Source organism: Alphaproteobacteria bacterium, from assembly GCA_024244705.1.
GTDB lineage: Bacteria > Pseudomonadota > Alphaproteobacteria > JAAEOK01 > JAAEOK01 > JAAEOK01.
On sequence record JAAEOK010000001.1, the window covers coordinates 60,341 to 85,237 of the forward strand.

The following is a 24,897-nucleotide window of genomic DNA, read 5'->3' on the forward strand; positions in this document are numbered from 1 at the left end:
GGGCACAGCGGCGGCGGCTCCGGGCCGCCGGTGCCGCGTCGTGGCGTCGTCGCGTGGTGCCTCTACGATTTTGCCAACTCGACCTATCCGACGATCATCCTGACCTTCGTCTTCGCCGCCTATTTCACCCAGGGAATCGCCAAGAGCCCGGAAATCGGGACCAGCCAATGGGGCTACATGGTCAGCGTGTCGGCGCTTGTCGTCGCCGTGCTCAGCCCGGTGCTGGGGGCCATCGCCGATCGCACCGGAAGACGCAAACCCTGGCTGGCGGGGTTTTCGCTGCTGTGTATCGCCGCCACCGCGGCGCTGTGGTTCGCCCGGCCCGGTCCGGACTACGTGCTGCTGGCGTTGTTGCTGGTCGGTATCGGCAACATCGGCTTCGAGATCGGCATGGTGTTCTATAACTCGATGCTCAACGATCTTGCGCCGCCGGCGTGGATCGGCCGGGTCTCGGGCTGGGGTTGGGGCATCGGCTATGCCGGCGGTTTGATCGGTCTGGCGGTCGCGTTGTTCGTGTTCGTTCAGCCGGCGGATCCGCCGTTCGGGCTCGATCAGTCGACCGCCGAGCATGTGCGTGCGACGGCGCTTCTCGCCGCTGCCTGGTTCGCCGTCTTCGCCATACCGCTGTTCCTGTTTACGCCCGACCGCCCGGCGACCGGCGTGCCAATCTCGCGGGCCATGCGTGCCGGCATCGCCTCGGTCGCCTCGACGCTGCGCAATGTCCGTGCCCACCGCACGATCTTCCTGTTCCTGATCGCTCGCATGTTCTACATCGACGGGCTCACGACCCTGTTCGCCTTCGGCGGGATCTATGCCGCCGGAACCTTCGGGCTGAGCCTCGACGAGGTCATCATGTTCGGCATTGGCCTCAATGTGACGGCCGGCCTCGGCGCCGCGGTCTTCGCGTGGTTCGACGACGCGTTCGGGCCCAAACCGACCATCGTCATATCGCTGATCGCCCTGATTGCGCTCGGCGCCGGCGCGGTCGTCGTCGAAGACCACACGCTGTTTTGGATCCTGGGCCTCGGGCTCGGCACCTTCGTCGGCCCGGCGCAGGCGGCCAGCCGATCGCTGATGGTGCGCCTGGTGCCGCCCGAGCTCGAGACGGAAATGTTCGGTCTCTATGCCCTCGCCGGCAAGGCGACGGCGTTTCTCGGACCCCTGGTCCTGGCGTTGGTGACGGCGCATTTCGACAGCCAGCGTGCCGGCATGGCGACGATCCTGGCGTTCTTCGCCATCGGGCTGGTTCTCCTGCTGGCCGTGCGTCAGCCCCCGCCGCGGCTGGCCGCCTGAGTAAAGGGCGGTCTTTCCGGCGGCGCGCGCCGGCTCCGGATCAGTGCCGGAAGTGCCGGCTGCCGGTCAGCACCATCGCCAATCCGGCGGCATCGGCGGCGGCGATGACCTCGTCGTCGCGGACCGAGCCGCCCGGTTGGATGACCGTGGTTGCGCCCGCTTCGGCCGCCGCCAACAGACCGTCGGCAAAGGGGAAGAAGGCATCCGAGGCCACCGCCGAGCCTTTGGTCAGGGGCGCCGCCAACCCGGCCGCGGCGGCCGCATCCTCGGCCTTGCGGGCGGCGATGCGGGCGGAATCGACACGGCTCGTCTGGCCGGCGCCGATGCCCACCGTGGCGCCGTCCCGGGCATAGACGATGGCATTCGACTTGACATGCTTGGCCACCGTGAAGGCGAACAGCATGTCGCGGATCTCGGCTTCGCTCGGCGCGCGCTTGGTCACCACCTTGAGGTTCTGGACGGTGGCCGAAATGTGGTCGCGGCCTTGTGCCAGCCATCCGCCCGCGACGCTGCGCAGAGTCGTGCCGCCGGCGCCGGGGTCGGGCATGGCGCCGGTCAGCAGCAGCCGCAGGTTGGCCTTGCCGGCAAGCACCGCGCGCGCCGCGTCGTCCGCATCGGGGGCGATCACCACCTCGGCGAACAACTTCGCGATCTCCGCCGCGACCGCGCCGTCGAGAGAACGGTTGACGGCGATGATGCCGCCAAAAGCGCTCACCGCGTCGCACGTCAGCGCGCGGCGATAGGCATCGACCAGGGAATCGGCGACGGCGACACCGCAAGGATTGGCATGTTTGATGATGGCGACGGCGGGCGCATCGAATTCCGCCACCAGCTCGAAGGCGGCGTCGGTATCGTTGATGTTGTTGTAGCTCAGCTCTTTACCCTGCACCTGTTCCGCGGTCGCGACGCCCGGCCGGTAGCGGCCGTAGGCGTCCGGCGCGACGTAAAAGCCGGCGTCCTGGTGCGGGTTTTCGCCATAGCGCAGGATCTGGCGGCGGCGGCCGGCCAGGACCAGGGTGGCGGGCAGAGCGTCGTCCTGTTCCGCCGCCAGCCAGGCGGCGATGGCGGCGTCGTAGGCGGCGGTTCGGGCGAACGCGCGGACCGCCATGAGGCGGCGGAAGTCGGCGCCGACCTCGCCGCCCGTCGCCTCGAGTTCGGCGATCAAGGCCGGGTAGTCGGCGGGATCGGTTACAACCGTGACGTCGTTGTGGTTCTTCGCCGCCGCGCGGATCATGGCCGGCCCGCCGATATCGATGTTCTCGACGCAGGCGGCGAAGTTCGCGCCCGACGCGACCGTCGCCTCGAACGGGTAGAGGTTGATCGCGACGAGATCGATGCCGGCGATGCCGTGTTCGGCCATGATTGCGGCGTCTTCGTCGTTGCCGCGCCGCGCCAGGATGCCGCCATGAACCCGGGGATGGAGCGTCTTGACCCGGCCGTCCATGATCTCGGGAAAGCCGGTGATGTCCGACACGTCCAGAACCTCGAGGCCGGCCTGGCGCAGGGCCGCCGCCGAGCCGCCCGTCGATACCAGTTCGACACCCAGATCCGAGAGGCTCGCCGCCAGCTCGACCAAACCGGACTTGTCGGAAACGGAAATCAGCGCGCGGCGAATTGCACGGGCATCTGGGTCGCGCATGACCGGGCTCCCAAATAAAGTTTGGTCGGCGGAGTTCAGGACTCGGGTATCAATACCGGCCTCATGACCGCATGGCAACGACGACGCCCGGGTTCTCCTCCAACGGCTGATATTCAGGCACGAGGCGCCGCAGCAGCCGCAAGGTCTCGCTGCTATCGCCGGCATTGGCGGCCGCCGCCAGGGCTTCGAATCCGGGCCCGAAGGTGTCGAGTGCGGGAACCTTGGGCCGCGCGATCAACAGGCCCGGATACTCGGCCGGCCGCGCCCCTTCGTCGGGATGGAACAACTCTTCATGCAATTTTTCGCCAGGCCGGCAGCCGGTGTAGACGATGTCGATGTCCTCTCCCGGGCGGAGGCCGGCCAGGCGCACCATCTGCCGCGCCAGCTCATCGATCGAAACCGGGTCGCCCATGTCGAGCACGAAGATACCGGGATCGTGTTCCGATTCGGACGCGCCCAGGGCGGACGCCTCGAGAACGAGTTCGACCGCTTCGCGCGTGGTCATGAAGTAGCGGGTCATCTCGGGATCGGTCACCGTTATCGGCCCGCCGTTTTCGAGCTGACGCCGAAACAGCGGAACCACCGATCCGGTCGAGCCGAGCACGTTACCGAACCTCACCGTGACGAAGCGGGTGTCGCCCGGACCCACGGCGCGGGCGAGGGCGAGGCAATAGAGCTCGGCCAGCCGCTTGGTGGCGCCCATGACGCTGGTCGGTTTCACCGCCTTGTCGGTGGAGATCAGCACCATTGCCTCGACCCCGCCACCGCGGCAGGCCTCGGCGACGTTGCGGGTGCCGATCACGTTGGTCAGCACACCCTCGCTGGGATTGTTTTCGACCAGCGGCAGGTGCTTGAGCGCCGCCGCGTGGAAGACCAGATTGGGGCGCTCCTCGTCGATGACGCGGCGCAGGCTGGCGCTGTTCCGAATATCGCACAGCACGGCGCGGCGCGGCGGGGCCGTCGGCCGCTCGTCCAATTCGTGGGTGATCGAATACAGCGCGAACTCGGAATGGTCGACGAGTACGATCTGCGCCGGCCGGTAGTCGCAGATTTGTCGCACCAGCTCGCCGCCAATGGTCCCGCCGGCGCCGGTCACCAAGACCCGGCGATCGGCGACAAGCGCGCGCATCGACTTGCGATCGAGCACCGTCTGAGGCCGCCCGAGAAGATCCTCGACGGCGAAGGTCTTGACGTCGATGCCGTCTTCGATGGCGCTCCGAAAGGCCGTCAGCCGCGGCAGGCGGCCGAGGGTCAACCCCAACGTTTCCGCTCGATCCAGCAGGTCGCGAGCGATTACCCCATCGATCCGTTCGCCGGTCAGGATCAGCCGTTGCGGGCGCTCGATGCCGCGCCCCGCCCGGTGCACGACCCGCTCCAGGTCGGACAGGCCGCCGAGCACGGGCACGCCCTGAATGCGTTGGCCGATAAAGGCGCTCCCTTCGTCAAGGATACCGACGACCCGGTAACCGGCGCCCGGGTTGCGCGTCATCGCACGGATAAACATGTCGGCGCTCGAGCCGGCGCCAATCAGCAGCACGGGCACCGGGCGGCCGGGTTGGCCCCGCTCCTCGCGGTCGAAATGGCGGTCGTGCAACAGTCGATAAAAGATACGGCTCCCGGCGAGCAGTCCAACCAGGACGAACCAATTGATGACCAGGACCGATCGGGGCAGCGCCTCGAGGCGGGTGAGCAGGAACATCGATGGCAGGAAGACCAAAATGATCAACGTTGCCGCGCGCAGGATGTCAAAGAATTCGTTGAGCGAAATATAACGCCAGACATTGCGATAGAGACGCATGACCGCGAACACGGCGGCAGCGACCGCGGCGAAGACCGCGGTTCCGATCAAGAGGAATTCGGACGGCTGGTCGAAAACGGTGTCACCCAACCGCAGATAGGCGGAGATGACGAACGACAACGCCGCCATCACCACGTCGTGGGTGATGATCAGTGCCGCCCGTGTCTTGCCCTCCAATTTCGGCATCGTGACGGGAATATCCCACCGGCCCGCCGGCGAAACAACGCAAATTAGGGCCGCGGCCGCATCCGGCTGAGGACGAAAAGCAGCATGGCGACGGTCGCTAACGCGGCGATCCCGGCCGGGATAGCGCCGCCGAGGACCGCCACGACGGCGAGGACGATGAGGACCAGATTGGCCGCCATGACGGTGCGGACGACGGCGGCGTGGGTGATGCCGTTTTGAACCGCGCGTTGGTAATAATGCTCGCGATGGGGCTGCCAAACGCGCGCGCCCTGTTGCAGACGCTTGAGCAACGTAAGGCTGGAGTCGCACAGAAAGTAGAGCGGCAAGATCAACGCAGCGACCCAGTGGCCGTGCGCGGCCAACGTCAGCAAAAGCCAACCGACGACGAAGCCGAGCGGGATGCTGCCGACGTCGCCGAGAAAGATCCGCGCCGGCGCCGCGTTCCACCACCAGAAGCCGAGCGTCGTCGCAGCCAGCGTCGCGGCATAAAACATTTGATCCTGGGCGCCGCCGGTGACCACCGCCAGCGCGACCAATCCCAACGCGATCGCCACCGTTTCGCCGGCCGCCAGGCCATCGATGCCGTCCATGAAATTGAACAAATTGAGAAACCATACCCACAGCAGGACGGTGGCGATGCGATCCAGCCATAGGGGCAGAACACCCTGAAAGACCGGGCCGAGGTCGCCGATCGCGAACAGCCCGATGATGACGGCGGCGAAATGAACCGGCAGGCGAACAAGAATGGAAAGATCATGGAGGTCGTCGATCCATGACACCGCGGCCAAGGCGATGGCCGCGACCAGGATCCAATAAACGTTACCGGTTCCGGCCGGTGCCAATACGGTCCACAGAATGGCCACGGTGGCGATAATGGCGATGCCGCCGCCACGCGGTACCGGGACCGCGTGACTGCTTCGCTCATTGGGGTGGTCGAGTACCGCGCCGCGGCCGAGGGCGCGGATCAAGACCAGAGTGCCGGCCCAACTCGCGACGAACGCGCCGCCGCTGGCGACGAGAATCGACCATCCATCCATCACCCGCCATCGTGCCCGCTTGACCCATCCTCGGCAAGGGCCGACCGCCGCCGGGCCACGATGTCGCGCAGCGCGTCGGCGAAGGGTCGCGGCGTTACGCCGAGCCTGGTCTTCATCTCGGTGATATCGAAAACCTTGTCCTCGGTGGCGCGGCGAAGCTCCGCTTCCGACACCGGCAGCTTCCACCCGAGCGCTGTCGCGCCACGCACGGCGGTGGTCGCGGCGATTCCCGGAATTGCTAAAATGCGTGCCTGGCGGCCGCAGGCGGCGGCACACGCTCGGACCATGTCGGCATAGGTCAACGGCTCCGGCCCGGCGAGGATGATGGGCTCGCCGGGGGCGTCGTCATTGATGACCGCGGCGACGAAGCCGGCGACCACGTCGTCGTAATAGACCGGCTGAACGAAATGGCGGCCGCCGTCGGGAAGCGGCACGATCAAGGGGAACATTCGCGGCCAAGCCTCGAGGTGGGCGAGGATTCGGCCGACGTTGCGGTCCTCCGGTGCGCCGAAGATCATCGACGGGTGCAGAACGACGCCCGCCCGGCCCGACGCCTGGAATATGGCCACCGCGTCGCGGACCATTTCGGCCGCCGGATCGGGTAGTTTGGTGAAGGCGCGGACCGAGCCGGTCAAGACAACCCTGGCGCAGCTGTCCGGCAGCGCCGCGAGGATCGTTCCGGCGAAGCGGGCATGGGCCAGACTGACGACGCGATCGACGCCGTCGAGCAAGGACGCGAGCGCGGCCGGCCGGTCGAGATCGATCGACGCCGTTTCGCATCGTTGGTCGAGGGCGGCCAGCTTGGTCCGGTCGCGGCCGAGGGCACGTACGCTCCAACCGGCATCGAGCAGGGCCGGCACGAGGTACTTGCCGGTCTTGCCGGTGGCGCCGAACAGGGCCGCGATCATGACGCTTTGGTCGCCGCCGCGAGACCGAGAATTTCGATCTGGCGGGCGATCACCTGCCGTTCATCGAACAATGCCACCGCGCGAGCCCGGCCGGCACGCCCCAAGCGTTGGCGCAGGCCGCCGTCGCCGATCAGCCGTATCAGCGCCGCCGCCAGCGCATCGGGGTCGGCGACCGGCACCAATATTCCGGTGTCGCCGTCGATGACCTCCTCCCGGGAGCCGCGGATGTCGGTGGCGATGACGGGCAAACCGCTCATCATCGCCTCGATAATCGAACGCGGCATGCCCTCGCGGTGCGACGGCAGGGTGAAGATATCCGAGGCGGCGAGCAGGTCCGGAACATCGCCGCGGTAACCTAAGACATGAATGCGGCCGGCAAGGGCGGGATCGTCTTGCGCCTCGGCCAGTGCCGCGGCGACCGATCCGGCATGGTCGCTGGGCAGACGTTCGCCGATGATCCACAGATGAGCGTCGATGCCGCGCATCGCTTGCAGGAGGTCCAGATACCCCTTCTCGGCCACGAGCCGGCCGATGACCGCGACCACGACGGCGTCCGCCGGCGTATCCAATTCGGCTCGCAGCGGCCGCCGCCGCGTGTCGCCGTCCGAGGCAAAGCGCGCCGGGTCGACGCCATTGCCGATGGCCGCGATGACGCCGCGGCAGAGCCGCAATCGCCGCGCCGCATTGGCGTCCTCTTCGGCCTGGGTCATGAGAACGTCGGTCACCCGGCCGCCGACCCATTCCAGTGCGATGAACAGCGCGCGTCGTAGGGGCGCCATGTTGTCGTGGAAGTAGAAACCGTGTGCCGTGTAGACGATTCGCGGCACCCCGGCCCGGCGCGCCGCCAGGCGACCGATCAGAGCGGCCACCGGCGTGTGGACGTGGACCACGTCGAAACGCTCGCGGCGAAACAGGTCGACCAGGCTCCGATAGGCGCGCCAATGCGCGACTAGGTCATAGCGCCGCTCGATGGCGACCGTTTCGACCCGGAACCCAGCCGATCGGACGTGGATCAGCAGCGGGCCCGGTGCGGCGACGCCGACCACCTCGTGTCCGGCATCGCGGAGGTCGGCCATCAGCGGCAGGAGAAAGTGGTACATGGTGAAATCGACGGCGCAGAGTTGGCAGATCTTCATGACACGCCATCGCCAAACTGGCGTTCCCACCAAGCCTGAAACGCAATCACCGTCCACAATTGCCACGACGTGTCGCGGCGTCCGGCGGCGAGGTCGTCCAGCCATTGCGCCGGCATTTCGGGGCGCAACAATTCTTGCCTCGCCAAGCGGGTCGGATCGATCGCCCACCGGCACAAATCGGCCAGACCGCCGGTCAGCCACTCGGCGATCGGAATCTCGAATCCCTTCTTGGGGCGATCGAAAACCTCTTCCGGCAAGCGGTCGGCGAAGGCCTCGCGGAGAATTCGCTTGGTTCGTCCGGCGGACAGTTTGTAGTCGCCCGGCATCGCGGCGGCGCATTCGACCACGCGATGGTCGAGCAGTGGGCACCTGACTTCGAGGCTGTTCGCCATGCTGGCGCGGTCGACTTTGGTCAGCATGTCGGCCGGCAGGCCGAAGCCGATGTCGGCGCACAGCATCCGGTTGAGCGGATCGCCGCCGTCGCATCCGTCGCGGATTTCGGCGATCAGCGATTCCGGCGTCGGCCCGGCGGCCGTCGGGATGATCATCGCGTCGAGTTCGTCCTCCGACAGCGACCGCAGCCATCCGGCCTGACGCGCCGCGCCGTTCTTGCCGGCGTGGGACAGGAACCGGCGCACCTGTCGCGCCCGATCGCGCCAACCGTCGGATTTGGAATCGGGAAGCGCGGCGCCCAGCGGCTCGATCACATGGCGCCTCAACCAGTTCGGCAGGTGCTGGTAGCGGGCCGCCTGAACCTCGCCGAGATATTTGCGATAGCCGGCGAAGACTTCATCCCCGCCGTCCCCCGACAAGGCCACGGTCACATGGTGACGAGCCTCGCGGGCAACGACATAGGTGGGCAGCGCCGAGCTGTCGGCGAAGGGCTCGTCATAGGCGTTGAACACGGCTTCGCAAAGCTCGCGGGTCATCGCCGACGTCACCCCGATCTCGACATGCCGGGTCCCGAGATGGTCGGCGATGCGCCGCGCCGCGGGGCGCTCCTCGTAATAGGCGGGCGCATCTTCGAAGCCGATCGTGAAGGTGCGCACGTGCTCGTCTTGCCGCGCCATGCTGGCCACGACGATGGCGGAATCGATCCCGCCGGACAGGAAGGCGCCCAACGGCACGTCGGCAATCATGCGCTCGGCGACCGCGGTATCGACCGCTTCGCACAGATCGGCCGCGGCGGCGCGACGGTCGCCATAGAGGGCCGATTGCCGCGTCAGCCGATACCAAGTGACCGTATCGGCGCCGGCCGCACCGAAACGCACCAATCCGCCGGGTGGCACCTTGACGACGTCGTTCAGGATCGATGTCGATTCGGGCACGAAACGGAGCGCGAAAAAAAGCCGCAGGGCGGCGATATCGATGGTGCCATCGGTATCGTCGAGCCGCGACAGGGCGACGAGGTCCGAGGCAAAGCTGAGCCGGCGCGCGGCCGTCCTATAGTAGAGCGGTTTCTTGCCGAAGCGATCGCGGGCCAGGGTCAAGGTACTGGTCTCCGCGTTCCATACCGCGATCGCGAACATGCCGGCGAGCCGCGGCAGCACGTCCTCGCCCCACTGCCGCCAGCCGGCCAGGAGAACCTCGGTATCCGAATTTCCGTTGAAGCTCCGGCCGAGGCCTTCGAGTTCGCTGCGCAGCGCGCGGAAGTTATAAATTTCGCCGTTGTAGACCAAGGTCAGCGGCCCGTCGGTCATCGGCTGGGCGCCGGCCTCCGACAGGTCGATGATTTTCAGGCGGGTATGGGCGAAGGCGCAGGTCTCGGTAAACCAAGTCGATTGGGCATCGGGCCCGCGCGGCCGCAGGCGATCGAGAACGCGCTTCAGGCGCGTCTCCAATCCCCCTCGATCGATGCCGTCGAAATCGGCAATCCCGGCGAGCCCGCACATCCCTCTTACCTTTGCCGCGCGCCGGTTCGTCCGGCCGTCGCCCTGTCCGGCGTGCCGGCGAAAGGTAGCGGTTTTGCCGGCGACCGTACAGCGATGGCGTTGACAGCCCTCATGATCGCAGCCACAACTCGGAGCGCGCATGGAGGACGGCAATGACAACGACGCCGAGAATTTCGGTAATCGGATTGGGCTATGTGGGGTTGCCGTTGGCCATTGCGCTGGCCGCCCATTTCGAAGTTGTCGGCTACGATCGCGATGCCGACCGGCTCGCCGAGCTGGGCCGCGGTCGTGACGACACGCGCGAGGTCAATGGCGACATTCTGAAGCGGGCGCGGCTGACATTGACCGACGATGCGGCGGCGATGGTCGGTTCAGACCTTTTCATCCTCGCCGTGCCGACGCCGGTCGATGCGGCGAACAAGCCCGATCTGAGCATACTCCTGGACGCCTGCACGGCGGTCGGCGAGGTCATGAAGACGGGCGCCGTCGTGGTGCTCGAGAGCACCGTCTATCCCGGCGTGACAGAGGACGTTTGCGGCCCGGCGCTGGCCGCCGCGTCGGGGCTGCGCGCCGGGATCGACTTTCACCTCGGCTATTCGCCGGAGCGGGTAAATCCCGGCGATCGCGCCCATGGCTTGTCATCTATAACCAAGATCATCGCGGCACAATCGCCGCAGGTGATCGCATTGCTCGAACGGATTTACGGCCCGATTACCGGCGGCAATCTATTCGTTGCCAAGGACATCCGCACCGCCGAAGCGGCGAAGGTCATCGAGAACACCCAGCGCGACATCAACGTGGCATTCGTCAACGAGATCTCGATGATCTTCGACAAGATGGGGATTTCCACCGTCGACGTGCTGGCGGCGGCGCGGACGAAATGGAACTTCCTGGATTTTCGCCCCGGCTTGGTCGGCGGCCACTGCATCGGCGTCGACCCCTATTATTTGGCGCTCGCCGCCGACAACGTCGGGCATCGTTCGGATATCATCCTGTCGGGCCGGCGCATCAATGAAGAGATGGCCGACTATGTCGCCCGCCGCGTCATCGAGCAGCTCGACGCCGATGCGTCGCCGTGGCGGGTTCTGGTCCTTGGCTTGACCTTCAAGGAGAATGTGCCGGATCTGCGCAACACCAAGGTCGCGGACCTTGCCAAGGCGCTCACCGCGGCCGGCGCCGAGGTGGTCATTTGCGACCCGCTCGCGGACGCCGCCAAGGCGCGGCATTTGTTCGGCGTCGACATCGTCGCCTCGATCGCCGGCCTGGCCTCCTTCGACGCCGTCATCGGGGCCGTCGCCCACGATGAATTTCGGGATTTGTCCCGCGCCGATATCGTTCGACTGGTCAAGCCCGGCGGCCTGGTCGCGGAGGTCAAGGAAATCTGGCCGGCTTCGGTCATTCCGGACGAGCTGCGTCGCTGGACGTTGTGAGCGATAAGGCTCTAGGTTTTGGTTTTCTTCGGAATCCGCTTGAGCGACCAGCGGACGACGCCGCGGCCGCCTTCGGTGGTGCCGGCGACGACGACCTGATCGCTGCGCTGTACTCTTCCGCGTTCGCCCATATAGACGGTCGGGGCCAATTCCGGCGCCGCCCCGTCACTCGAGAAACGCCAGCCGTCGCCACCGGGCAGGCGCAACAATACGGCATGGCCGTCATGGACGAGGGAGGCGCGAATTCCGGGATGGAGGTGGAAGCGCAGGGCGAAATCATGCCAGCCGTCCCCGGCCAGCGTGTCCTCGCCACGCAGATCGTCACCGGCCGTCGACAGGTAGAGGCGGCGGCGGTGAACCAAGCCGAATCCCTCGACATAACCGTCGTGGCTGGCATCGAGCAGGACGGCTCCGTCGGCCTCCTCGCGCCGGCAGGTGACTGCGGCCGGGCGCCGCGACAGACCGCCATCGGCAAGGATCCCGCTGGAGTTCGTGTTACGCACGACGGCGGTCGAATGCGCGGCGGTCGCGCGGGCGACGCCCCGCCACGACCCGTCGCCACCGCGATAGGCGCCGCAATTGACGATCAGACGTTCCCGTCCGACGCTCATTTCGAAGGACAGGGTGCCGGCATGGGCGCCGTCGTCGAACCCCTGCGGCGGCGGTGCTCCGGCATCCATGATCACCAAGGTGCGGCCGCAGGACAGCCGGTGGTAGCCGGAATCGGCCGCCGCCGAGGCCGGCTTGCCGCGCGCATTGCTTCGCGTCAGAACCGCGTCGATGAGCGAATCGGTCTCTTCGTTGCCGCCGTTGAACAAGGCCAGGTGACCGTCGCCCATGCGGAAGAACCGCACCATCGTCGACATCCGCGTGATGGCGGCGGGAATGGTTTCCGGCACCGACGCGTCGCAGGCGGCGAGGGCGCCGCGGATGTCGATGAGGTGGCGCAGCACGGCAAGGTGGACCGAGGGGTCGCGTGACACATGGCCGCCGTCGCCGAGGATCTGAACCTCCAGCTCGGCGTCGAGGAGATCGAGCCCGCGGTCGCGTCTGGCGGTTCCGTTGGGCAGGGCGAGGCCACTATAGATCAGGCCTTTGGCGGCGAGAATTCGGCCCGGCCCCGGGGCCGCGGACGGCGCCACCCGCGCCAGGTGCTGGCACTGGGCGCCGAGGCTTTGGAGAATATCGGCCTGGGTTTCGGAATCGGCGCTGGCGCCGTAGAACTCGAAGCGCGACAGCCAATTGGCGACGCGGCGGCCGAGAATATCGGGCCGCCAGCCGACATCCCGGCACGGCGGATTGTGGGCGATCCAGTCGGTGATGAGCTCGCGGGCCCGGCGCCGTCCGGTGTCACCGCCCGACGCCTGCAGGTCGGCCAACCAATCGAAACCGTGGAGGTCGGCGAGCCACCGCGCGCTGAGTTCGTTGTGCGACCAAATCGCGGCGTCGATCGGCGCCGAATCACCGGCGCTGTGAAATTCACCGCGCGAGATCGCGGCGCCGCGCTTGGCGTCGCCGGGCCACGGCTCCGGCGGCGACATCAAGACCCGATCGGGCGGGTTACGCGACAGGGCCCGGCGATAGACCGCCGATCCGAAGACCGTTTGGCTCAATCGCCCGGAAAGTCGCCTCACCCCGTTTCCCATTGTCGCTGCTGTCGGACTCGTTTCGTGGGCGACGCTAATCCGCTCCGCGGAGGCGCCGGATGTTGCCGGCATAGGCGGCCGCACCGCCGCTGAAGGTCGCGGTGCCGGCGACCAGCACGTCGGCGCCGGCTTCGACCGCCTGGGCCGCCGTCGCTTCGTTGATGCCGCCGTCGACCTCGAGATCGATCGTCCGTCCCAGGGCATCGATGCGGGAGCGCAAGGCGCGGATCTTGTCGAGCTGGTGCGGAATGAAGGCCTGGCCGCCGAATCCCGGGTTGACGCTCATGACCAGGATCAGATCGACGTCGCCGATCAGATTATCGACCGCCTCGACCGGCGTACCCGGATTGAGCGCGAGTCCGGCCTTCTTGCCGAGCGACTTGATCAGTTGAATCGAACGGTGGGTGTGCGCTCCGGCCTCGGGGTGGATTGTAATGATATCGGCGCCCGCGGCGGCGAACGCCTCGACGAAGGAATCGACCGGGGAAATCATCAGATGGACGTCGAACGGCAGGTCGGTGCAGTCGCGGATGGCCGCGACGACGGCCGGACCGATGGTCAGGTTGGGTACGAAATGGCCATCCATGACGTCGACATGGATGTAGTCGGCCCCGGCCTCGGACACCGCACGCACCTCGTCGCCGAGCCGCGCGAAATCGGCTGACAGGACGGACGGCGCGATGCGGACGGCTTGTTGCATGGGACTCTAGGTAACAGGTGGCCGTGCAGGCGGCAAGGACGCGCTAGGACGTAGCCTCATAGACACCAAACCGTCGCCTCGGAGCGGCGGCTATTGGGGAAACAGAGAAGCCGGCGGCGAACACTTCGGAACACCTCCCAAGAGCGGACATTACGCTTCAGCCCAAGCGACGCCGGCAACTGACCCCGGGGCGGAAGTTACGTGCCCCGCCGAGCACGACCTCCAGATGCGGAGAGCGCTGCAGGAGTTCGTACTGTGCAACCCCGTGGAGTGCCTACTTTCCTCAAAGCGAGTCATCCGGCTCGCGATGCAGAAATTATTGCCATTTACTGCCATTTGATGCTATTAAAGGTTATTATGTGAACTGGAGACGAGCGCATGTCGCGAACGGACTGGATGACGGTCGAGGATACCACGAGCTACCTCGGGATCGGGAAGAGCAAACTCTACGACCTTGCCCAGGCAGGCGAGATTCCGCGGCACAAGGTAGGGAAGGTTTGGAAGTTCCACAGGGACGACCTTGACGCTTGGGTTCGGGCGAGCCGGTCGATCGAGGAGTTCTTCACGACCGTCGAATATGAGATCGAGGAAAACACCGAGCTCCGCGATCCTCAGCGAGAGGCCCACGCCGCCACCCTGGAACACTTCGCCTCCAGCACGGAGGCTGCCATCCTCCAGTTGCCGGTCGGGTGCGGCAAGTCGGGCCTGATCGCCCTGCTGCCGCTCGGGCTCGCGCGGGGCCGCGTGCTCGTGATCTCGCCCAACATCACGATCCGCGACAGCCTGTTCGCGGATCTCGACATCACTAATCGGAGGACCTGCTTCTGGCGGAAGCGGTCCGTCCTCTCGCCGGAGACGATGCTCGCCGGCCCGCACGTCGCGCTTCTCGCTGGCAGGGCCGCCAACATCCACGACTGCGAGAAATCGCACATCGTGCTGACCAACATCCAGCAACTCGCCAGTAGCGCGGACCGGTGGCTCCCCAATTTCCCGGACGACTTCTTCGACCTCATCTTGGTCGATGAGGGACACCACAGCGCGGCGAAGAGCTGGGAGAAGGTTTTCGATCGGTTCACCAACGCCAAGGTCGTGAACCTCACCGCGACGCCCTACCGAGCGGATGACAAGGAGATCACCGGGAAACTGGTCTACCGCTATTCGTTCAAACGGGCGATGTTGAAGGGCTACATTAAGCGCCTCCAAGCTGTCTACGTTGCGCCGTCCGAGCTCACCTTCACCTACGAGGGCGACACCAAGACGCACACGCTCGACGAGGTCCTCCAGCTCAAGGAGGAAGACTGGTTCAGCCGGGGCGTCGCCCTCTCGCCGACATGCAACGAGGACATCGTGACTGCGAGCCTCGATCGGCTCGAGCAACTCCGCCAGACCGGGACGAGGCATCAACTCGTGGCGGTGGCTATGCAGATTGATCACGCCAGGGCCATTAGGTCGCTCTACGCGGAGAGGGGGTACGAGGCCGAGACCATCCATAGCATGATGCCCGAGGAGGATCGAGCCGAGGTCCTGCGCAAGCTCAAGGCCGGCCTGATTGACGTGATCGTGCAGGTGCAGATGCTCGGTGAGGGGTTTGACCACCCTCAGCTGAGCGTCGCTGCGATCTTCCGGCCCTTCCGCACGCTCGCGCCCTACCTTCAGTTCGTCGGCCGCGCGATGCGAGTCATCGTCCAGAACGACGTTCGCCATCCCGACAACTACGGATACATCGTGACCCACGCGGGGATGAACCTTGACACCCTGCTGACGGACTTCCGCGAGATTGAGAGGGAGGATCAGCTGTTTCTGGCTGGCCTCATCGGCGGGGACGAGCCCGATCCGCCGCGAGAGGTCACCGACGGCGAGGCGCGGATGAAGATTCGGCCGGAGATGGTCGTTCATAACGAGGTGCTCGACTCGCTTATCGAGGAGGACTTTCTCGACGCGGACGACGAGCTCGTCATCGAAGAGCTTCGTCGCAATGCGGAGGCGATGGGCCTGGATGCCGACGCGGTCGTCGCCGCGGCCAAGGCCGCGAAGCGAGAGCCCAGACGGAGAGTGGATGCACCAGAGCCCTTCCCCGTTAGCCCGCAGCGCGAGCGCAAGGAGGCGCAGAAGCGCCTGAACGAGCGCATCAAAACGACCGCGAAGGTGCTCTTGAACAGAGTGGAGCTTACGGCGGGTGGCGGCGAGATCTCCAATAGGCTCCTCCCAAACCTGAGCGGCGCAAACATCGTTGCGGCGATCCAACTCCTGAACCAGAGGGTAAACAAGGCGGTCGGTAACGCTCCGCGGGGCCAGTGGAGCACCGAGGAGCTGAAGAGGGGGATGGACTTGCTCTCGGACGTCCTCGACGCGGAGGTGCGCAGGCTGAAGGTCAAGCAGCGCGAGGACGCGGAGACCCGGAAGTCCAAGACGACGAAAGGGGACAGCTAGTGTCGAAGCGTGGCCCGACGCCGTCTCTGATCGGCAGCACGCATGGGAGCGTCTCGTACCACGTCGCCGGAAGAGAAATGGAGTGCCGGCGATGCAACAGGCAGATGGTCAAGGGAACCGAGTGCTTCCAAGTGACGAAGCCCGGACAAATGGGACCCGGAAGGGCGTACTGCACGGATTGCTTTGCGGACGTGCTCGATCAGACGCAGCAGAAGCTCGATGAGCTACGGGAGAAGCTGGACTCCTGTGCCTCCTAAGGGGAAGTAGCGGCCTTTTTCGCTTGGCTTGCGAACCTGCCGGATACGCACCTCAGCTCTTGAGTTGGTGACTTCTCCTTCTGGCTACAAACCGACCTCAAAGAGGTTGTTGTGCGGCGACTGCTTTCGAAATTGAAACGGTCAAACCTCTAAACGAGCCCTAAGAGTTGATTTATGATTGCACGTCTTAATCCGCTTCGAAGCTGTCCTTGTAGTCGATCTTGAGGGCCGGATCCTGGTCCGCCTTGCGTAACAGGCAATTGCCGACGGCGAGCAGATCCATTTCCGTCGCCATGAAGCAACGAAAGGCGTCTTCGGGCGTACACACGATCGGCTCGCCGCGCACGTTGAAGCTGGTATTGACCAGCACCGGACAGGCGGTCTTTTCCTTGAACCGCTCGATCAGGCCGTAAAAACGCGGATTGGTGTCGCGGTGAACGGTCTGGATGCGGGCCGAATAATCGACATGCGTGATGGCCGGGACTTCCGACCGTGGCACGTTCAGCTTTTCGATGCCGAACAGCGCCTCCTCCTCGGCCGTCATCCTGCGCCGCCGTTCCTCCTTGGCGCCCGCGACCAGCAACATATACGGGCTGTCGGCGTCGAGTTCGAACCAATCGGCGACATCCTCGCGCAGCACCGCCGGTGCGAAGGGGCGAAACGATTCGCGATACTTGATCTTGAGATTCAGCGTCTTCTGCATCGACGGCGAGCGCGGATCGCCGAGTATCGAACGGCCGCCCAAGGCCCGCGGTCCGAATTCCATGCGGCCCTGGAACCAGCCGACGGTCTGGCCGTCGGCCAGGGCGTCGGCGACCGTATCGAACAGCACGTTTTCGGCCAGGGTTTCATAGCGGGCGCCGGCATCGGTCAGTCTGGTTTCGACGGTTTCCTGATCGAACACGGGACCGAGATAGGAGCCGCGCATGGCATCCCCGGTCCCATTGAGCCGCCGCTCCTGGCCTTTGAATTGATGGAAGGCGTTGAGCGCCGCGCCCAACGCGCCGCCGGCATCGCCGGCCGCCGGCTGGATCCACAGACCGTCGAAAACGCCCTCACGCAGGACCTTGCCGTTGGCGACACAATTGAGCGCCACGCCGCCGGCGAGGCACAGGTTGCGCTCGCCGGTTTCCGCCGCCAACCCCCGGGCCAGCCGCAGCACGACTTCCTCGGTGACCGCCTGGATCGATGCTGCGAGGTCCATTTCGCGCTGGGTCAGAAGCTGATCGGCGGCGCGCGGCGGACCGCCGAACAGGGCGTCGAACCGGCGGTTGGTCATGGTCAGGCCGGTGCAATAGTCGAAGTAGTCCAGGTTGAGGCGGAACGAACCGTCCGCTTTCAGGTCGATCAAATTGTCGAGGATCGTCGCCGCGTATTTCGGTTCGCCATAGGGCGCCAGGCCCATGACCTTGTACTCGCCCGAGTTGACCTTGAAACCGGTGTAGTAGGTGAAGGCCGAATAGAGCAGGCCGAGCGAGTGCGGGAAGTGGATCTCGTTGATGATGCGCAGCCGATTCCCGTCGCCGATCCCGGCCGAGGTCGTTGCCCATTCGCCGACCCCGTCCATGGTCAGCACCGCCGCCGTCTCGAAGGGGGACGGAAAGAAGGCGCTCGCCGCATGACTGAGATGGTGCTCCGAGAACAGCAGCCGCTTGTCCCAATCGTAATCCGGCGCATAGCTCTTCAGTTCGCGCTTGAGGAGGGCCTTCTGGAACAGCTTCTCCTTGAGCCAGACCGGCATCGCCATGCTGAACGATCGGAAGCCGCGCGGCGCGAAGGCGAGGTAGGTCTCGATCAGGCGTTCGAATTTCAGGAACGGCTTGTCGTAGAAGGCGACATGGTCGACGTCACCGAGGCCGATCCCGGCTGCGGCGAGGCAATACTCGATGGCGTAATGGGGAAAACCCGAATCGTGCTTCTTCCGCGTAAACCGCTCCTCCTGCGCCGCCGCCGCAATATCGCCGTCGACCAGCAGCGCCGCCGCGCTGTCGTGGTAGAAAGCGGATATGCCGAGTATCCGAACCATACTCTACCTCTTGGGCGCGCGGCCCGGGAGGATCAAAAGATCGTATAGATGAACGGTGCGACCGCCGAGCCTTGTGCCAACACCAGGAGTCCGCCGAACAGAACCATCACCAGGAGAATGGGCAGAAGCCAGAACTTCTTGCGCACGCGCATGAATCGCCAAAGTTCGACCAAAAACGACACCGGATTTTCCCCTGCGGCCCTTCGAAATGCAGTTTGCTCAATTGGCAATTGCAGACTGATTAGCGGAATCGTCGCGGCCTGTAAATATTCGATAGCTTTTCGCCGCTGCGGCGAAATTGATCGATTTCAGAACTGGTCGGCCATCGTTTCGGGCTCGGGCCCCGGCGGATCGCGCTTGATCCAATAGCTGTGGGCGCCGGAATCGGGTTTGAGACGGAGCGAGTCGCGTCCGGCAAGGCGCATGCAGATCGCGATCGGGGTGATCATGACGAAGTAGATCAGTCCCATGACGATCGGGTTGACCACCCGGCTGAGTAGAATGCTAAGCCGGGTCCAAAGACGGTTCGCCGGGGCCAGCAAAGCGGGGCGGCTGAGCGCGACGGCGAGGATCGCCGCAGCAACGATAAACGCCCACCAATTCAGCCCGCCGTCGCCGAACACCAGCGGCCACACACCGACAATGGCGAACACGACGGTGAAGACGATTCCGAACCCGCGATCGGAGGAGCCGGCGATTTCCTCCACCTCGCCGATACGTTCGAGAACCGCGTGCTTGGTCATTGTCGTTTCCGTGCCTGGGATCGCGGCCCTCAATTACGCGATTTGGTGCGTCGGAGACAACCGATTCCTTTCCTCGGCCTAGCCGCCGACCTTTCTGAGCCGGGCGGCGAAGAACCCGTCCATGCCGCCGCGTTCGGCGAGATGGCACGGCAGGGTGCGCAAGAAGGCGCCGGAGATGAGCTCCTCGAGGCCGCTGACGTCGGCCTTGCGGACGGCGTCGATTTCGATCGGCGCGCCGCTCGCCCGTAGCGCGACGACACGCGCCGCCCCTTCCTCCGGCTGCAGCGAACACGTCGAAAAGACGACCAAGCCCCCAGGCCGGACCATCTCCACCGCTGCCCGCAACAGCGAATCCTGAACCGCGGCCATGGTCGCGACGTCTTTCTCCGATTTCAGCCATGGGATATCGGGATGGCGACGGATGGTGCCGGTGGCGCTGCAGGGCGCATCGAGCACGACCGCGTCGACCGGACTGGGTGGCCGCCACGTGGTTCCGTCGCCGATCGAACATGTCGCCTCGAGGCCGAGGCGGGCCAAATTCTCGGCCAGGCGCCGGAGCCGCCGGGCCGACCTGTCGATAGCGGTGACGCGGGCGCCGGCCGCCGCCAGTTGGGCGGTCTTGCCGCCGGGGGCGGCGCACAGATCGACGACCTCCCAATTGGTGACCGCGCCCAACAGCCTGACCGGCAATGCCGCGGCGGCGTCCTGCACCCACCACTGGCCCGCATCGTAACCGGGGAGGTCGGCGATCAAACCGCCGCCGCGCCGGCGCAATGTCCCGGTCGGCCAGATGTCGGCTTCGAGCTCACCGGCCCAGTGGCGGAGATCTCGCGCGACGGTGATGTCGAGCGGCGGCTCTTCGAGATGCGCCGCCGCGATGGCCCGCGCGGTGGGCTCGCCATAGGCCTTGCTCCAGCTCTCCCATAACCATGGCGGCGTATTCAGGCGCGGCGCATCCTGCCGCTCCAGCCACGCCGCGCCCTCCCGCGTCAGGCGGCGCAGAACGGCATTGACCAAGCCGGCATAGCGCTCGTGGCCGCGGCTCCGCGCCAGCGCGACCGTGGTGTCGACGGTGGCATGTTCGGCGGTGTCGAGGAACAGCAGTTGAGCGGTGCCGATCTGGAGAAATCGCCGCACTTGCTGCGCCCGGTGCGGCAACGGGTGGTCGAGGGCGCGATCGATGAGCTCGTCGATCTGGCCGCGCCGGCGCAAAACGGTAGCGGTCAGCCGGCGCGCCACCGCGCGGTCGCGGGCGTCGAGGGCGGCCATCGCCTGGTTGGCGGCGATGGCATCGTCGAGCGGCCGATGGGCGTCGAAGACCTGGTGCAGCAGATCGAGGGCGGCACCGCGCGACGCCTCGCCCGGCCTCGGTAAAGTGGCACTCACCCCCAGGGACCGGCCACGTCGGCCATTTCCCGAAGCCGGCGGACGCGTTCTTCGGTGCGCGGGTGGGTCGAGAACAGGCCGTCGACGGCGCGCGCGTGCAGCGGGTTGACGATGAACATATGCGCCGTCGCCGGATTGTCCTCGGCCGCCGGATTGTCGATCCGCGACGCGCTTTGCTGCAATTTCTCCAACGCGGACGCGAGCCATAACGGATGGCCGCAGATCTCCGCCCCGATGCGGTCGGCCTCGTATTCCCGGGCCCGCGAGATGGCCATTTGCACGATCATCGCCGCCAGCGGGGCCAGGATCATGATCAGCAGGGCGCCGACGATGCCGAGCGCGTTGTTGCGGCTGCTGCCGCCGAAAAACAGGGCGAAGTTGGCCAACAGCCCGATCGCGCCGGCGATGGTCGCGGTGATCGTCATGGTCAGAGTGTCGCGGTTCTTCACGTGAGCCAGCTCGTGCGCCATGACCCCGGCGACCTCGACCTGCGACAGGTTGCGCACCAAACCGGTGGTGGCGGCGACCGACGCATTCTCCGGATTGCGGCCGGTGGCAAAGGCATTGGGCTGGTCATTCTCGATGATGAAGACCTTCGGCATCGGCAGCTCCGCCTGGTCGGCCAGCGTGGTGACCAGTCCGTAGAGCGCCGGCGCCGAGCGTTCGTCGACCTGGCGCGCGCCATACATCCGCAGGACCATCTTGTCGGAATTCCAGTAGGCGAAGCCGTTCATGCCGATGGCGGCGACCAGTGCGATGACAAGCCCGATCTCGCCGCCGAGCAGAAATCCGATGGCTAGAAACAAGCCGGTCAGACCGGCCAAAAGAATCGCTGTCCTGAGATAGTTCACGGCATATCCTCTACAACGCCTTAGAAATAGGGGGCAAGGGCGGCCCTTCAAGGCTTGGCGGAACCCCCATTAGGTCCTACAATGATCGCCATGTCCGGCAAGAAACGCCCTATTTCCGTCGTCGACGAACCGCTCTCGGAGCGGCGGGATACCACTGATACAAGCCCGTCGACGCCGTCGCCGGGCGCCATCGAAGAGGTCGGGGGGCCGAAAGGGCCCGAGCCGACCCGGTACGGCGATTGGGAACGGGATGGGCGCTGCGTCGATTTTTGATCGACAAACCTGCCGGGCGGCAATGAGTATGAGGTGCGGAGCCGTGAAAATTCGTTACAAATTTTGATGCCCCGAGGGCGAGAGGGGCTTGTTGCAACGGATTTGGCGAGCTAGAGTTACAATATTATAACGAAGCCTGACCGGGTGTGTCGGCAGGTGGAGGGGGATAAGGGGAGTGTCCATGGCGACCGTTAGAACGGCAGTGGTCGGAGTTGGTCATTTCGGCCGCTACCATGCGGAAAAACATGCCAGACTAAAAAATACGGACTTTGTCGGAGTTGTCGATATCTGCTCGGACCGCGCTCGGGAAACGGCGCGGCAATACGATGTCGAAGCGCTAACCGACTATCGCGATCTCTTCGGCCGCGTCGATGCGGTCAGCATTTCGGCGTCGACCAACGCCCATTTCGAGATCGCCCATGACTGTCTGGAAAACGGAATCAACGTTCTTGTCGAAAAGCCGATGGCCGTCACCTTGGACGAGGCCGACCGGCTGATCGATATCGCGCACGAGAAGAGCCTGGTCCTTCAGGTCGGCCATCTCGAGCGGTTCAGCCCGGTGCGCCTCGCGCTCGACGGGCATATCGACAGTCCGCTCTTCGTCGAATGCGTTCGCACCGCGCCCTACGGCACCCGCGAGCCCCATGTCAGCGTCATCCTCGACATGATGATCCACGACATCGACCTGGTCCTCAACCTGGTCAAGGGTCCGGTCGAGAAAATCGACGCGGTCGGTGTGCCGGTGCTGTCCCCGGTCGAGGATATAGCCGTGGCGCGTATCCATTTCACCGACGGCTGCATCGCCAACATCACCGCCAGCCGGATCAGCCTGAAGACGGAACGGTCGATGCGGCTGTTCCAACGCGATGCCCATATCGCCGTCGACTTCCTCAACCGCACCTTCACCAAGGCCGGGATCAATCGTACCGGACATCTGGCGCCGGTCGAATCCTATGACGAGAGCGGCGAGGACGGCGATAGCCTGTATCGGGAAATCGAGTCCTTCGTCGATTGCGTGCGCCAGGGCAACACGCCGCTGGTGTCGGGCGACGACGGCCGGCGGGCGCTGGAAACGGCCCTGCGCATCCGCGAATCGCTACAGGACTGGGCCGACGATTCGGAGTTCATGACGGAACTCGCGGCGGCCGCGGTCTAGGATCGGTTCTTTTGTAATCGAAAAACGGCGGGACCATTTGGTCCCGCCGTTTTCGTGTCTGAGAAATCCAAGCTAGCCGCGGTTCTGGCGGTTCTCGATCAAATCGTCGACGACGCTGGGATCGGCCAAGGTCGAGGTGTCGCCGAGATTCGAGAAATCGTCCTCGGCGATCTTGCGCAGGATCCGGCGCATGATCTTTCCCGACCGGGTCTTGGGCAGCCCGGGCGCCCATTGCAGCCAGTCCGGCGAGGCGATGGGCCCGATCTCCTTGCGCACCCACAGAACCAACTCCTTCTTGAGTTCGTCCGACGGTTCCTCGCCGATATTCAAGGTGACATAGGCATAGATGCCCTGGCCCTTGATGTCGTGCGGCGCGCCGACCACCGCCGCCTCGGCGACGCCCTCATGGGCGACCAGCGCGCTTTCGACTTCCGCCGTGCCCATGCGATGGCCGGAGACATTGATGACGTCGTCGACGCGGCCGGTGATCCAGTAATAACCGTCGCCATCGCGGCGGCAACCGTCGCCGGTGAAATACTTGCCCTTGTAGGCCGAGAAATAGGTCTGGATGAAACGTTCGTGGTCGCGGAAGACGGTGCGCATCTGCCCCGGCCATGAATCGGCGATGCACAAATTGCCCTCGGCGGCGCCGTCGATGACTTTGCCGTCGGCGTCGACGATCTCGGGCTCGATGCCGAAGAACGGCCGCGTCGCCGAGCCCGGCTTCAAATCGATCGCGCCGGGCAAGGGCGTGATCAGGATGCCGCCGGTTTCGGTCTGCCACCAGGTGTCGACGATCGGACAGCGTCCGTCGCCGACGACGTTGTAATACCATTGCCATGCCTCGGGGTTGATCGGTTCGCCGACCGTGCCCAGCAGGCGCAGCGAGGAGCGGTCGGTCTTCTTGACCGGTTCGTCGCCTTCCCGCATCAACGCGCGGATCGCCGTTGGCGCGGTATAGAACGTGTTGATCCCGTGCTTGTCGCAGACCTGCCAGAATCGCGACGCGTCGGGGTAATTGGGCACGCCCTCGAACATCACCGAAATGGCGCCGTTGGCCAGGGGCCCATAGACAATGTAGCTGTGGCCGGTGACCCAGCCAACATCGGCGGTGCACCAATAGACGTCGCCGTCGTGGTAGTCGAAGACGTATTGGTGGGTCATCGACGTATAGACCATGTAGCCGCCGGTGGTGTGGAGCACCCCTTTCGGCTTTCCGGTCGAGCCCGACGTGTAGAGGATGAACAGCGGATCCTCGGCGTTCATCTCTTCCGGCGGGCAGTCGGCGGACGCGGCGTCGACGAGGTCATGGTACCAAACGTCGCGCCCCTCCTGCCAATCGATGGCGCCGCCGGTGCGCTTGACGATCACCGCCTTTTCGATGGTCGGGCACGATTCGAGCGCTTTGTCGGTATTGACCTTGAGCGGGATCGGTCGGCCGCCGCGGATGCCTTCGTCGGCTGTGATGACGATATTGGAATCGCAATCCTGGATGCGTCCGGCCAGCGAATCAGGGGAAAATCCGCCGAAGACGACCGAATGGACGGCGCCGATGCGGGCACAGGCGAGCATCGCCACCGCGGCCTCGGGGATCATCGGCATATAGATCGTGATGCGGTCGCCTTTCTTGGCGCCGATCGATTTCAGGCCATTGGCAAACCGGCACACTTCTTCGTGGAGCTCGCGGTAGGTGATGTGCTTGTCGTCGCCGGGATCATCGCCTTCCCAGATGATCGCGGTCTGGTCGCCGCGCCGCGCCAGGTGCCGGTCGAGGCAATTGGCGGCGGCGTTCAGGGTACCATCCGCATACCACTTGATATGAACGTCGCCCTCAAAGGACACGTCCTTGACCTGACTGTAGGGCCTTATCCAATCTAATCGGGTGCCGTGTTCGCCCCAGAAACCTTCAGGGTCGGCGACCGACCGCTCGTACATTTCGAGGTATTTCGCGTTGTCCGCCCACGCCTTCTCGGCCCATTCCTGCGGAACCGGTACAACGATGTCTTCGCTCATCGCCTGTCTCCCCTTGTCGGTCGGGTGTCGTTGTCGAGGGCCCAGCGCCGCAGCGGGCCGAAACTCGACGCAATATTGCGGAGTCCCGAGCACTTGT

Annotated in this window: 17 protein-coding genes and 1 pseudogene; 5 read left to right on the forward strand and 13 right to left on the reverse strand. The window is 65.3% G+C overall.

Annotated elements, in window-relative coordinates; genetic code table 11:
* The first annotated feature begins 30 nt into the window (after positions 1-30).
* On the forward strand, positions 31-1,293 hold the full coding sequence (locus tag GY791_00260) for an MFS transporter (protein ID MCP4326860.1): 1,263 nt from the start codon (positions 31-33) through the stop codon (positions 1,291-1,293).
* A gap of 40 nt (positions 1,294-1,333) precedes the next feature.
* Here GY791_00260 and purH read toward each other — a convergent pair whose 3' ends face one another.
* The 6 genes from purH to asnB form a co-directional block, all read right to left on the reverse strand.
* Entirely contained in the window at positions 1,334-2,932 is a 1,599-nt protein-coding gene (gene purH, locus GY791_00265; protein MCP4326861.1) for a bifunctional phosphoribosylaminoimidazolecarboxamide formyltransferase/IMP cyclohydrolase, read from the reverse strand.
* Between the two features lie 61 nt (positions 2,933-2,993).
* The gene (locus GY791_00270; protein MCP4326862.1) at positions 2,994-4,916 is read right to left on the reverse strand and encodes a polysaccharide biosynthesis protein; all 1,923 of its coding nucleotides are present in this window, start codon (positions 4,914-4,916) and stop codon (positions 2,994-2,996) included.
* 44 nt (positions 4,917-4,960) lie between these two features.
* Positions 4,961-5,953: a glycosyltransferase family 4 protein gene (locus GY791_00275; GenBank protein MCP4326863.1), complete on the reverse strand. Its 993-nt coding sequence runs from the start codon at positions 5,951-5,953 to the stop codon at positions 4,961-4,963.
* Complete coding sequence (locus GY791_00280) at positions 5,953-6,861, reverse strand: NAD(P)H-binding protein (protein ID MCP4326864.1); 909 nt, start codon at positions 6,859-6,861, stop codon at positions 5,953-5,955. The genes GY791_00275 and GY791_00280 overlap by 1 nt, the downstream gene beginning before the upstream one ends.
* Positions 6,858-7,997, reverse strand: coding sequence for a glycosyltransferase family 4 protein (locus GY791_00285; GenBank protein MCP4326865.1), 1,140 nt, complete (start codon positions 7,995-7,997; stop codon positions 6,858-6,860). Before GY791_00285 ends, GY791_00280 begins: the two co-directional genes overlap by 4 nt.
* Positions 7,994-9,889, reverse strand: coding sequence for an asparagine synthase (glutamine-hydrolyzing) (asnB, locus tag GY791_00290; protein MCP4326866.1), 1,896 nt, complete (start codon positions 9,887-9,889; stop codon positions 7,994-7,996). The genes GY791_00285 and asnB overlap by 4 nt, the downstream gene beginning before the upstream one ends.
* A gap of 152 nt (positions 9,890-10,041) precedes the next feature.
* Between asnB and GY791_00295 the strand changes: the two genes are divergently transcribed.
* Entirely contained in the window at positions 10,042-11,319 is a 1,278-nt protein-coding gene (locus GY791_00295) for a nucleotide sugar dehydrogenase (protein MCP4326867.1), read from the forward strand.
* Between the two features lie 11 nt (positions 11,320-11,330).
* Here the strand turns inward: GY791_00295 and GY791_00300 are convergent, their stop codons facing one another.
* Positions 11,331-12,953, reverse strand: coding sequence for a hypothetical protein (locus GY791_00300; GenBank protein ID MCP4326868.1), 1,623 nt, complete (start codon positions 12,951-12,953; stop codon positions 11,331-11,333).
* A gap of 46 nt (positions 12,954-12,999) precedes the next feature.
* Entirely contained in the window at positions 13,000-13,665 is a 666-nt protein-coding gene (locus GY791_00305) for a ribulose-phosphate 3-epimerase (GenBank protein MCP4326869.1), read from the reverse strand.
* 378 nt (positions 13,666-14,043) lie between these two features.
* On the opposite strand from GY791_00305, the gene GY791_00310 reads away from it, so the two are divergent.
* The gene (locus GY791_00310; protein MCP4326870.1) at positions 14,044-16,095 is read left to right on the forward strand and encodes a DEAD/DEAH box helicase family protein; all 2,052 of its coding nucleotides are present in this window, start codon (positions 14,044-14,046) and stop codon (positions 16,093-16,095) included.
* A 444-nt stretch (positions 16,096-16,539) separates the two neighbouring features.
* On the opposite strand, the gene GY791_00315 is transcribed toward GY791_00310, so the two are convergent.
* The 4 genes and pseudogenes from GY791_00315 to htpX all read right to left on the reverse strand — a co-directional run bounded on the left by GY791_00315 (position 16,540) and on the right by htpX (position 21,358).
* Positions 16,540-18,378, reverse strand: coding sequence for a carbamoyltransferase (locus GY791_00315; protein ID MCP4326871.1), 1,839 nt, complete (start codon positions 18,376-18,378; stop codon positions 16,540-16,542).
* A gap of 308 nt (positions 18,379-18,686) precedes the next feature.
* Positions 18,687-19,121, reverse strand: coding sequence for a hypothetical protein (locus tag GY791_00320; protein ID MCP4326872.1), 435 nt, complete (start codon positions 19,119-19,121; stop codon positions 18,687-18,689).
* Between the two features lie 78 nt (positions 19,122-19,199).
* Positions 19,200-20,462, reverse strand: a pseudogene (locus tag GY791_00325) (methyltransferase domain-containing protein).
* A 41-nt stretch (positions 20,463-20,503) separates the two neighbouring features.
* Positions 20,504-21,358, reverse strand: coding sequence for a zinc metalloprotease HtpX (gene htpX / locus GY791_00330; GenBank protein ID MCP4326873.1), 855 nt, complete (start codon positions 21,356-21,358; stop codon positions 20,504-20,506).
* A 90-nt stretch (positions 21,359-21,448) separates the two neighbouring features.
* Between htpX and GY791_00335 the strand changes: the two genes are divergently transcribed.
* Complete coding sequence (locus GY791_00335; GenBank protein ID MCP4326874.1) at positions 21,449-21,631, forward strand: DUF1674 domain-containing protein; 183 nt, start codon at positions 21,449-21,451, stop codon at positions 21,629-21,631.
* Between the two features lie 181 nt (positions 21,632-21,812).
* Entirely contained in the window at positions 21,813-22,787 is a 975-nt protein-coding gene (locus GY791_00340) for a Gfo/Idh/MocA family oxidoreductase (protein ID MCP4326875.1), read from the forward strand.
* Positions 22,788-22,859: 72 nt separating this feature from the next.
* On the opposite strand, the gene acs is transcribed toward GY791_00340, so the two are convergent.
* A complete protein-coding gene (gene acs, locus GY791_00345) occupies positions 22,860-24,800 on the reverse strand; it encodes an acetate--CoA ligase (protein MCP4326876.1) in 1,941 nt (646 codons plus the stop codon).
* Positions 24,801-24,897 lie beyond the last annotated feature (97 nt).

What these genes read in the sequence shown, in the direction of transcription:
- purH (MCP4326861.1), bottom strand. Translation starts at nt 2,932, where the DNA reads ATGCGCGACCCAGATGCCCGTGCAATTCGCCGCGCGCTGATTTCCGTT.
- GY791_00315 (MCP4326871.1), bottom strand. Translation starts at nt 18,378, where the DNA reads ATGGTTCGGATACTCGGCATATCCGCTTTCTACCACGACAGCGCGGCG.
- GY791_00275 (MCP4326863.1), bottom strand. Translation starts at nt 5,953, where the DNA reads ATGGATGGATGGTCGATTCTCGTCGCCAGCGGCGGCGCGTTCGTCGCG.
- GY791_00280 (MCP4326864.1), bottom strand. Translation starts at nt 6,861, where the DNA reads ATGATCGCGGCCCTGTTCGGCGCCACCGGCAAGACCGGCAAGTACCTC.
- asnB (MCP4326866.1), bottom strand. Translation starts at nt 9,889, where the DNA reads ATGTGCGGGCTCGCCGGGATTGCCGATTTCGACGGCATCGATCGAGGG.
- GY791_00295 (MCP4326867.1), top strand. Translation starts at nt 10,042, where the DNA reads ATGACAACGACGCCGAGAATTTCGGTAATCGGATTGGGCTATGTGGGG.
- GY791_00320 (MCP4326872.1), bottom strand. Translation starts at nt 19,121, where the DNA reads ATGACCAAGCACGCGGTTCTCGAACGTATCGGCGAGGTGGAGGAAATC.
- GY791_00270 (MCP4326862.1), bottom strand. Translation starts at nt 4,916, where the DNA reads ATGCCGAAATTGGAGGGCAAGACACGGGCGGCACTGATCATCACCCAC.
- GY791_00340 (MCP4326875.1), top strand. Translation starts at nt 21,813, where the DNA reads ATGGCGACCGTTAGAACGGCAGTGGTCGGAGTTGGTCATTTCGGCCGC.
- GY791_00335 (MCP4326874.1), top strand. Translation starts at nt 21,449, where the DNA reads ATGTCCGGCAAGAAACGCCCTATTTCCGTCGTCGACGAACCGCTCTCG.
- GY791_00285 (MCP4326865.1), bottom strand. Translation starts at nt 7,997, where the DNA reads ATGAAGATCTGCCAACTCTGCGCCGTCGATTTCACCATGTACCACTTT.
- GY791_00305 (MCP4326869.1), bottom strand. Translation starts at nt 13,665, where the DNA reads ATGCAACAAGCCGTCCGCATCGCGCCGTCCGTCCTGTCAGCCGATTTC.
- GY791_00310 (MCP4326870.1), top strand. Translation starts at nt 14,044, where the DNA reads ATGTCGCGAACGGACTGGATGACGGTCGAGGATACCACGAGCTACCTC.
- acs (MCP4326876.1), bottom strand. Translation starts at nt 24,800, where the DNA reads ATGAGCGAAGACATCGTTGTACCGGTTCCGCAGGAATGGGCCGAGAAG.